The sequence below is a fragment of the Lactobacillus sp. VURO6/B1 (VP7) genome (assembly GCF_058139575.1).
Genome location: NZ_JBVOWJ010000026.1, coordinates 1 through 3,596, shown reverse-complemented (window position 1 = coordinate 3,596; position 3,596 = coordinate 1). Strand labels below are relative to the sequence as shown.

1 protein-coding gene is annotated in these 3,596 nt (G+C 38.4%); it reads left to right on the top strand.

What is annotated here, in order from left to right:
• Positions 1-3,596: MucBP domain-containing protein (locus ACZ2M0_RS09315; RefSeq protein ID WP_490059271.1), on the top strand; the 3,596-nt coding region annotated here is incomplete at both ends.

Below are 3,596 nucleotides of genomic sequence, written 5' to 3'. Positions count from 1 at the left end.
CTAAAGCCACTCGTGATAGTAGCAATACCATCTCAAGCACTTGGGAAGATATACCTGTCACGTTTAATAATGGCGTATTATCAATTGGTGAAAAAGGCAAAACCTATACCATAAATAATTCAGACAATAAAGATATTAGCATTGGTAGCAACATTGACAATGTTTCTGGAACCGACATTACAGAGATCGATATTAATGCTCCCATTGCCATCATTGGATCAGCTGAAACACTTTTCTACCACCTCTTGAACCTTACATCAATAAATGGTTTAGATAAACTAGATACTTCTAAAGTAACGAGTATGCTACAAATGTTTATGGACTGTACAAAAATGACTTCTTTAGATTTATCCAGTTTCAATACTACTAATGTAACCAATTTTAGTACAATGTTTGCCTTTGACCCCAGCCTAACTAGCGTAGATCTATCTAGTTTTACTGTTAGAGATGGCGCTACAACTATGGGAATGTTTGTAATAAGCGATGATGATACTCCCAGTTTGTCCAAATTAATTTTAGGTAAAGGTTTTAAATTCACTACAAGAAATGGTAGACCCAACAATTCACTTCAACAGCCAGGAACTTGGGTAAACATGGGGGAAGGCGATGGTTCTCTGACCAAGGGTACTAATCAGTGGTCTTCAGCCGATTTCATGACTAAGTACCAAGGTGATAGAGACCATGATACTTATGTTAGATATACTGGTGGCACCGTTACTGTTCACCGCCAAGATGAAGATGGCAAGCAGCTAGTTGATCAAGATGGTAAGGAAATTCCTGATGAAAAGCTTTTCGGCAACATTTCAGACTCAGTAACTGTTGACACCAGTAAAGAATTTGCTGGTTATACCTTCAAGGAAAATCAAAATCCTACTATCACAGCTTTTATCTCTGATCCACAAACTATCACTCTAGTCTATTCTAAGAGTAAAACTGATAATACTTGGGAAGGCGTTCCTTTTACCTTTAATAATGGTGTCTTATCGCTAGGTGAAAAAGGCAAAACCTATACAATAAATAATTCAGACAATAAGGATATTAGTTTTAACAATAATATCAGTAATATTTCTGTAACTGATATTACAGAAATTGATATCAATGCTCCAATTACTATTACCGGTTCAGCAGCACAACTTTTTGCTAGACTCAAAAATTTGTCTAATATTAGTGGTCTGAAAAATTTAAACACTTCCGAAGTGACAAGTATGGAACAAATGTTTATGAGTTGCTCTAAACTTACCAATTTAGACTTATCAAGTTTTGAAACTTCTAAAGTGACATCATTTAATACTATGTTTGTTAACGATTCTAGTTTAACCAGTGTTAATTTATCTAGTTTTAAAATTAGTGATAATGCTGAAATGATGGGACTGTTTTTACTATGCCCTAATTTAACTCAGATAGATCTAGGTAAGGATTTTAAATTTAATTTAGACAGTAGTGGTAAACCCAACAATTCTCTCAATTTATCAGGTACTTGGGTAAACATGGGTGAAAGCGATGGCTCTCTGACCAAGGGTACTAATCAATGGTCTTCAGCTGATTTCATGACCAATTACCAAGGTGATAGAGACCATGACACTTATGTTAGATATACTGGTGGCATCGTTACTGTTCATCGCCAAGACGAAGAAGGCAAGCAGCTAGTTGATCAAGATGGTAAAGAAATTCCTGATGAAAAGCTCTTTGGCAATATTTCAGATCCAGTAACTGTTGATACCAGCAAGGAAATTACCGGTTACACCTTCAAAGAAAACAAAAATTCTGATGTAAAATCATTTACCTCCGACCCGCAAGATATTACCTTGGTCTACTCTAAGAGTAAAACTGATAACACTTGGGAAGGTGTTCCTTATACCTTTAATAATGGCGTCTTATCACTTGGTGAAAAAGGTAAAACCTATACAATAAATAATTCAGATAATAAAGATATTAGCATTAGCCAAAATATTAGCGATATAACTGCTGACGATATCACAGAAATTGATATTAATACCCCTATCGCAATTATGGGCTCTGCTCAGCGTCTCTTTTGTAAATTAAGCAATTTAGTATCTATTAAAGGGTTAAAAAACTTAAATACTTCTCAAGTCACAGACATGACGAAAATGTTTTTCGGTTGTACAAAAATAGTTTCTTTAGATCTATCTAGTTTTGATACTACCAATGTGACTAGTTTCAATACAATGTTTGCTAGCGACCCTAGCTTAACTAGCATAGATCTATCCAGTTTTACTGTTGCAGATGACGCTACAACGATGGGAATGTTTGTAATAAGCGAAGATTATACTCCCAGTTTGTCCAAATTAATTTTAGGTAAAGGGTTTAAATTCACTACAAGAAATGGTAGACCCAACAATTCCCTCAATTTGCCAGGAACTTGGGTAAACATGGGTGAAGACAATGGTTCTTTGACCAAGGGTACTAATCAGTGGTCTTCAGCCGATTTCATGACTAAGTACCAAGGTGATAGAGACCATGACACTTACGTCAGATATACTGGTGGCATCGTAACTGTTCATCGCCAAGACGAAGAAGGCAAGCAGCTAGTTGATCAAGATGGTAAACAGATTCCTGATGAAAAACTCTTTGGCAATATTTCAGATTCGGTAACTGTTGACACCAGTAAAGAATTTGCTGGCTACAAGTTCAAAGAAAACAAGAATTCTGATGTAACAGCATTTATTTCTGATCCGCAAGATATTACCTTGGTCTACTCTAAGAGTAAAACTGATAACACTTCTGACACTTCGGATGGTTCCGACGGCTCTAACAGCTCAAATGGTTCTGACAGTTCCGATGGCTCTGATAGTTCCCAGAGTTCCAATGGCTCTGATAGCTCTAATGGTTCTGACAGCTCCGACAGTTCCGATAGCTCTAATGGTTCTGATAGTTCCGATAGCTCTGATAGTTCTGACAGTTCCGATGGCTCTGATAGTTCTAATGGTTCTGACAGCTCTGACAGTTCCGATGGCTCTGATAGCTCTAATGGTTCTGACAGTTCCGATGGTTCTAATAGCTCCGACAGTTCTGATAGTTCTGATAGTTCTAACGGTTCAAATAGCTCGAACAGCTCCAATGGTTCAAATAGCTCGAACACTTCAAACGGTTCCGACGGCTCTAATGGCTCTAACAGCTCTAACGGTTCTGACAGTTCCAATGGTTCCGATAGCTCTAGCTCTGATAGTTCCAACGAGTCCGAATCTAACGGCTCTGGTTCAAATAACTCCGGTTCTAATGGCTCCAATGCTTCTAACACTGCTGGTTCAATTGTCAACAGCCCTGCAGCCATATCGCCTGCAGTTACAGTTCATTATCAAGATGAAGATGGCAACACTGTTGCCCCTGATCGCGTAATCCAAGGCCGGATTGGCGATGGCTATACGACTGGTGCCGAGACTGTTTCTGGCTATACTTTAAAGACTCGGCCCGATAATGCAACTGGCTTCTTTATCAACAGTCCGCAAAGCGTGACTTATGTTTACAGCAAGAGTGATGGCCAAACCAATAATTCCACCACTGCCCCAGCTGGAAACCAGACACCGACTGACAATGAGCCGACTCCAATTCCAAGCAGTAAAAAGTCTCAGAAAAAG